At 29.0% G+C, this 6,428-nt stretch carries 6 protein-coding genes; 5 read left to right on the forward strand and 1 reads right to left on the reverse strand.

The window, feature by feature from the left end:
- Positions 1-718: RNA polymerase sporulation sigma factor SigK (gene sigK, locus ACTHW2_RS06505; RefSeq protein ID WP_442263162.1), on the forward strand; the 718-nt coding region annotated here is incomplete at its 5' end.
- Positions 719-763: 45 nt separating this feature from the next.
- On the opposite strand, the gene ACTHW2_RS06510 is transcribed toward sigK, so the two are convergent.
- A complete protein-coding gene (locus tag ACTHW2_RS06510) occupies positions 764-1,435 on the reverse strand; it encodes a YhcN/YlaJ family sporulation lipoprotein (protein ID WP_442263163.1) in 672 nt (223 codons plus the stop codon).
- A 249-nt stretch (positions 1,436-1,684) separates the two neighbouring features.
- On the opposite strand from ACTHW2_RS06510, the gene ACTHW2_RS06515 reads away from it, so the two are divergent.
- The 4 genes from ACTHW2_RS06515 to ACTHW2_RS06530 are packed head-to-tail and all read left to right on the forward strand — an operon-like array spanning position 1,685 to position 6,125.
- Entirely contained in the window at positions 1,685-3,364 is a 1,680-nt protein-coding gene (locus tag ACTHW2_RS06515; RefSeq protein WP_442263164.1) for a GspE/PulE family protein, read from the forward strand.
- Between the two features lie 13 nt (positions 3,365-3,377).
- Positions 3,378-4,430 (forward strand): type IV pilus twitching motility protein PilT, encoded by a 1,053-nt coding sequence (locus tag ACTHW2_RS06520; protein ID WP_442263165.1) that lies wholly within the window; start codon positions 3,378-3,380, stop codon positions 4,428-4,430.
- 10 nt (positions 4,431-4,440) lie between these two features.
- Positions 4,441-5,640 (forward strand): type II secretion system F family protein, encoded by a 1,200-nt coding sequence (locus ACTHW2_RS06525; RefSeq protein ID WP_442263166.1) that lies wholly within the window; start codon positions 4,441-4,443, stop codon positions 5,638-5,640.
- Between the two features lie 56 nt (positions 5,641-5,696).
- Positions 5,697-6,125: a pilus assembly FimT family protein gene (locus tag ACTHW2_RS06530; protein ID WP_442263167.1), complete on the forward strand. Its 429-nt coding sequence runs from the start codon at positions 5,697-5,699 to the stop codon at positions 6,123-6,125.
- The last annotated feature ends 303 nt before the right edge of the window (positions 6,126-6,428 follow it).

Raw genomic sequence — 6,428 nt, forward strand, 5'->3', positions numbered from 1 at the left:
TATGATTGGAGGAGATAAAATGAAAAATAGTTTATATTTTATTTTTAGTGTAATTTTCAGACCCTTTATAATTCTTTGTGGTTATATGATAAGCTCAAATACTTTTCCAGAGCCCTTAACTCGGGATGAAGAAGCGAAATATTTAAAATTACATGCAAAGGGTGATAAAAGTGCAAAAGACATATTAATAGAAAGAAATTTAAGGCTTGTAGCTCATATAGTAAAAAAATACCATAATACAGGAAGAGATATTGAAGATCTTATATCAATAGGTACTATAGGACTTATAAAAGGTATCAATACTTTTAAAAATGATAAAGGAACAAGGCTTGCAACTTATGCTGCTAGATGCATAGATAACGAAATACTTATGAGTATAAGATCTAATAAAAAAAGACAAATGGAAGTTTCACTCCATGATCCAATAGGTTCAGATAAAGAAGGAAATAAAATAAATTTACTTAATATATTAGGTACTGATAAAGATGAAGTACTAGATAGGGTAGATCTAAAATTAGAAACTAAAAAGCTATATGAACTTATGCAAAAGGTTTTAAAATCAAGAGAGAAAGTAATAATAGAATTAAGATATGGACTTATAGATGGAGAGTATAAAACACAAAGAGAGATAGCAGAACTTTTAAAAATATCAAGATCTTATGTATCAAGAATAGAATCACGTGCATTAAATAAATTATCAAATTCAATGGAAAAATAAAAGCTTGCTTTCTTTAATTATAATTAAAGAAAGCAAGCTTTAAGTTTATTTTCTAGTATTTGGTGTTATTTTTCTAATTAAATTTCTTACTTCATCTGTAAAATTATCTATCATATTTCCACTATCTATATCATCATACATAGTATTTATTCTATTTACTAAATTAGGATCAGTAGTTATTGAAATATTATCTATAGATTTATTCTCTTTTTTAACTATATCTTCAATTTTTGTTCTTAAAGAATTTGTCATAGTATCTTGAGTATTTCCTCTTAAATTTACACCTATTACGGCATCTTTTTCTGACAATAAGACACTAGCCTTATTTACTTCTTTAAGATTTGTAATCTTTCCTGCTACATTACTAGCATCTTTATTCATATTATTATTTAAGTTATCATTAGGTCTAGTCATTCCATTATTGAGATTTGTATCTAAACCATCTCTTTGATTATTGATATCCATATCATTATCTAACGGATTATCCATACCCATATTTCTTCTATCGTTTATATTGTCATCCATATACATATTGTCTCTAGTGTTATCTCTTAGATTATCTGTATCTGTTGTGTTTCTATCCCATCTATTGTCTCTTGTTTGTGTTGAAAGATTTGTATTCTTACGCCCTGTTTTAGGATCTTTTGTAGTACAGGCTGTAAATGTAAGCATTAAAGTTAAAGCTAAAATCAAAATCATTATTTTATTTTTTTTCAAAATTTCCACCTCCTATTAAATAGTCTTGCATTTTACTTTAAAAAAACACCCGTTATTTTAAAGTAAATATGTATAATGAAGGCAAAATTACATCATAATTAATCTTATCATAAATGATACAATAAATTTAAAAGACATTAATATTAAAATATAGTATAATAATGATAAAGAATTTTATAAAAAGAAGAAATTAATTAAAAACTTACATAAATAGTATATTTTATATACAGATAAAAAGGAAGATAATAAATGAAAAATAAAAATTTAAGATTAGGAGAGCTACTTTTAAGATCTAATAAGATAAATAAATTAGATCTTGAAAGTGCTTTAATAGAACAAAAGAAGTCAAATAAAAAAATAGGAGAGATTTTTGTGGATAAAGGTATATTGAGTGAAAAAGACATAATAGATACATTATCTTCGCAATTAGGTTTTCCTAAGGTTGATATAGGAAAGTATCCTATAAATATAAAATCAGTACACATGATACCACAGGAGATGGCGAGAAAATATAGTTTGATACCAATAGATAGAGAAAGTGGAAAATTGGTAGTAGCTATGTCAGATCCACTAAATTTTTATGCAATAGATGATGTAAAGCTATTTACAAAACTAGAAATTAAAATAGTTATTGCTTTAGAAAGTGAAATTACAAACCTTATAGATAGATATTTTTCTAATGAATCTTCAAATAAAATTTTAGAAGAATTGACAGAAGATAGTTCATTGGAAAAAGACTTAATAAAGGAGTCATTGGAGGAAATGGAAGTTACATCAGCTCCAATAGTAAGACTTTTAAATTCAATAATAGAACAATCTGTAAGAAATAGAGCATCGGACATTCATATAGAACCTTTTTCAGATTATGTAAGAGTAAGAATTAGGATAGACGGAGATTTAAAGGAAATAATGACTTTAACTAAAGATAAACTATCTCCAATAGTTACTAGAATCAAAATAATTGGCAAGATGAATATAGCAGAAAAAAGGGTTCCTCAAGATGGTAGAATAGATACAAAGCTATTTGGAAAAAAGATAGATATGAGAATATCCATACTCCCAACAGTATACGGAGAAAAAATAGTTATAAGACTATTAGATAAATCGGAATTTACATATACTAAGGATAACCTAGGTCTTAGTGAAAAGAATTTAAAAATATTTAATAAAATTCTTTCCAAACCTTATGGTATAATATTGGCAACGGGGCCAACAGGAAGTGGAAAAACAACTACTCTTTATAGTGTTTTAAAAGAATTTAATACTCAAGATAAAAACATTATAACAATAGAAGATCCTGTAGAGTATAAATTAGACGGAGTAAATCAAGTTCAAGTAAACGATAAAACAGGAATGAACTTTGCCTCTGGTCTTAGATCAATACTTAGGCAAGATCCAGATATAATAATGGTGGGAGAGATAAGAGATGTAGAAACTGCTGAGATAGCTATAAGGGCTTCTATAACAGGACACCTTGTACTATCAACACTACATACTAACGATAGTCCTTCTACAGTTGCAAGACTAATAGATATGGGCATAGAACATTATTTAGTTTCATCTTCAATAACTGGGGTAATATCTCAAAGACTAATAAAAGTACTATGTCATAATTGTAAAACACCTTATAAGCCAAATATTTCTGAAAAGGAGATTTTAGGAATAGAAGGTAATAAGGAACTGACACTTTACAAACCCAATGGATGCAATTCTTGTAACAAAGGATTTGATGGAAGAACAGCAATTCATGAAATAATGAGTATGGAAGACAATGTTAAAAGAGCTATAAATGAAGATGTAAATATAGCAGCTATAAGAAATGCAGCATTAGAAAATGGTATGAATACTCTCTTTAAAGAGGCAATAACTTTAGTTATAGATGGACAAACATCCCTTAGTGAAGCTTTAAAGATAGGTATAAAAGATTGATGGAGGAAGAGATATGGATTTAATAGAACTTTTAAACTTAGGTATAGAAAAAGATGCTTCAGATATCCATATAACAGTTGGTATGCCTCCTATTTTAAGAATAAATGGTGACCTCATTCCTTTAGAGCTCCCATCTTTAAATCCAGAGGCTACTAAAAGACTGGTATACGAAACTTTAACAGAAAATATGATAGAAAATTTAGAAGAAAAGGGAGAAATAGATACTTCGTTTTCTTCTCCTGGGACAAGCAGATATAGAATAAATGCATTTAAACAAAGGGGAAATTTTGGAATGGTATTAAGAATTATACCTTTTGAGATACCCTCTATGGATGAATTAAATATACCAGAAAAGATAAGAGAACTATCTCTTATAAGGCGAGGGTTAATACTTGTAACAGGACCAACAGGAAGTGGAAAGTCGACTACTCTTGCTACCTTAATAGATAAGATAAATCATGAGAGAAATTGCCATATACTAACTTTAGAAGATCCAATAGAATACCTTCATAAACATAATAAGTCCATAGTAAACCAAAGGGAAATAGGAAATGATTCTTTAAATTTCTCAACAGCTCTAAGAGCCTCCCTGAGACAAGATCCTGATGTTATCTTAGTGGGTGAAATGAGAGATTTAGAGACTATATCCATAGCTCTTACAGCAGCTGAAACAGGGCATCTTGTGCTTTCAACTCTTCACACATCAGGAGCTGCTAAAACTATAGATAGAATAATAGATGTATTTCCACCCCATCAACAGCAACAGATAAGGGTGCAACTCTCATCTGTTCTTCAGTCAGTAGTTTCACAACAACTTCTTCCAAGAAAAGATAATGATGGAAGGATTGCAGCTTTTGAAATAATGATGATAACAAGAGCTATAGGAAATTTAATAAGAGAAGATAAAATTCACCAAATAGATACAGCTATTCAAACTGGAGCAAGTTTTGGTATGATACCTATGGATACAAGTATATTAAACTTATATAGAAATGGCTCGATAGATAGAGATATAGCCATAAAACAAGCAATGAATTCAGATCACATAAAAAAATATATTATATAAGGAAGGTTTTATGATATATAAATATAAAGCAGTAAATACAAATGGAGAAATAATAGAAGGGTTTTTTGAATCACAAACAGAATCAGAAGTCTTATCTATGCTAAAAAATGAAGAATACATACCGGTATCTATTGAAAAGGATATAGAAAAAACCTCAAGTATAGAATTGTTTAAAAGTAAGGTAAAGAAAAAAGACCTTGCTATATTTTGTAGGCAATTTTACACTATGGTAGATGCAGGAATAAGTATTATAAGATGTTTAGATATATTGTCTGCTCAATCGGAAAATAAAACTTTGAAAAAATCATTAGAATCAATTCATACAGACTTGCAAAAAGGAGTTACTCTCTCAGGGGCTATGAGCAAGCACAACAAGACATTTCCGTCTATACTTATAAATATGGTAGAGGCTGGAGAAGTAAGTGGTAATCTAGACAATATATTAGAGAGAATGGCAATCCATTTTGAAAAAGAAAATAAGCTAGAAAATAAAATTAAATCAGCTCTTATTTATCCTATAGTTTTAATCGTTGTATCTGTATCAGTAGTATTATTTATGTTAATAGGAGTACTTCCAACATTTATAGAAATGTTTGAAAGCAGTGGCGCAGAACTTCCTGCTATAACCCTTTTTCTGCTTAAGACAAGTAAAACTTTACAAAAATATTGGTATTTATTTTTTGGTGGGATAGCAGCTTTAAGTATATTCTCTCTCTATATTAAAAGTACAAATGAAGGTAGACGATCAATAGACCTTCTAAAAATAAAGACACCATTTATAAAAAAGACAAATCAAAAAATAATAACTTCAAGATTTACAAGAACTCTTTCAACACTTATGAGTTCAGGTATACCACTTCTTGAATCACTTGAAATAGTTGGCAATATAGTAAATAATACAGTTATAAAGGAACGACTGGAAGATGGTATGGAAGGAATAAAAAAAGGAGTATCACTATCTCAAACGATAAGAAGTATGGAAGTTTTTCCAATAATGGTTTATTCAATGATAAATATAGGAGAAGAGTCAGGCTCACTAGATAAGATACTTGTTAAAACAGCAGACTTTTACGATGAAGAAGTAGAAACATCTCTTCAAAGAATGACAACTCTTATAGAACCAATACTCCTAGTAGCTATGGCAATAGTTATAGGTTTTATAGTTATAGCAATGGCTCTACCTATGTTTGATATGGTGAACACAATTTAAGTTGGTATAAACATTTTTATAGTAGTTAATATAAAAAATCTAGAGGAGATGACAATATGATAAAAATGCTAACAAAGAAAAGAAATAAAAAAGGATTCACCCTAATCGAATTAATTGTAGTAATTGCAATTTTAGGAATTTTAGCTGCAATAGCGATTCCTAGGTTTTCAGCTATGCAGGCTTCATCGAAAGTAAAAGCTGATGGTGCTACTGCTGCACAAATTGTATCTTCAGCTCGAATTCAAGAAATTGAGAATAATGGTTTAGTAGTATCTAACTTAGAGCAAACAGATACTACTTCAGAAGGCGTTTTACAAAAAGAATATATGACTGTACCTGATACTTCACAATCAGGAGATGCTTTTTCAATTGATGGGGGTGGAGATAGTCCGTATAAAGTAAAATGGACCCCTAATACAGCACCTTATAATACAGAACAAAGCTACACTGAAAACAAGCAATTTGTCCCTGCCATACAAAAATAATAAAATAGTACTAGATAATTAACTTATAACTTTATTTACATTTCAACAATTCAGATGTGAAAAGTGTACTTAGATGAATATCATCTGTGACAGACCAATACTACAATAAGATTTTAAATATTTAATTATTATAGTTTCTAACTATGTTTTATCCTATAATTAGTTTATATGTCTAGTAACTTTACAGTAACGGCTATTAAGGTAAAATGATATAAAAAGAATATACCAAAAGGGGTCCACTAAGGCGCTTTTTGATATAAAAAAATCTGTAAGCTGTTTTTTAAAAATTTGTATACTTATATA

It is taken from the genome of Tissierella sp. (assembly GCF_052089545.1).
In the GTDB taxonomy this organism is placed as follows: Bacteria; Bacillota; Clostridia; order Tissierellales; family Tissierellaceae; genus Tissierella_A.

Bases quoted from the DNA above. Each gene is read 5' to 3' on its own strand.
- ACTHW2_RS06530 (WP_442263167.1), top strand. From the start codon at position 5,697: ATGATAAAAATGCTAACAAAGAAAAGAAATAAAAAAGGATTCACCCTA.
- ACTHW2_RS06525 (WP_442263166.1), top strand. From the start codon at position 4,441: ATGATATATAAATATAAAGCAGTAAATACAAATGGAGAAATAATAGAA.
- ACTHW2_RS06515 (WP_442263164.1), top strand. From the start codon at position 1,685: ATGAAAAATAAAAATTTAAGATTAGGAGAGCTACTTTTAAGATCTAAT.
- ACTHW2_RS06520 (WP_442263165.1), top strand. From the start codon at position 3,378: ATGGATTTAATAGAACTTTTAAACTTAGGTATAGAAAAAGATGCTTCA.